1 pseudogene is annotated in these 405 nt (G+C 66.7%); it reads right to left on the minus strand.

Annotation, left to right across the window (positions count from 1 at the left end):
- Positions 1-405 (minus strand): annotated as a pseudogene (locus tag ACODSD_RS24790) (toprim domain-containing protein); the annotation flags it as partial.

The following is a 405-nucleotide window of genomic DNA, read 5'->3' on the forward strand; positions in this document are numbered from 1 at the left end:
CGAACTTGGCGCGCAGATGCGGCGCGGTGGAGAGATGGTCCATCACGTGATTCGGGCGGAGGAACAGCGCCATCTCGCTGCGGCCGTCCGGAAGTTTGACCCGGTCCCAGCAGTGCGGGTAGTCAAAGCGCCGGGCTTCCAGCTCGGACAGCAGGATTTCCATGATCCACACCCAGGGCAGCCGGCTGCCGTCAGTGTCGACGATATGGCTGTTCATCTCGGCCAGCAGGTCTTCGATGAAGCCGCCTTGCTGCGGGTCGAGGTCGGCGAACTCGCACAGCAAGGCCCAGCTGCACAGCAGGGCGGAGTAGTTCTCCATCATCCGCCGCGCGGTGGCGTCGCCGGTGGGCGCGCGGCTGTGGCGTTCGCACAGGCCCAGGTAATGGCGGTGCAGGTCGCGCAGCC

The sequence above is a fragment of the Chromobacterium sp. FG22 genome, assembly GCF_057809415.1.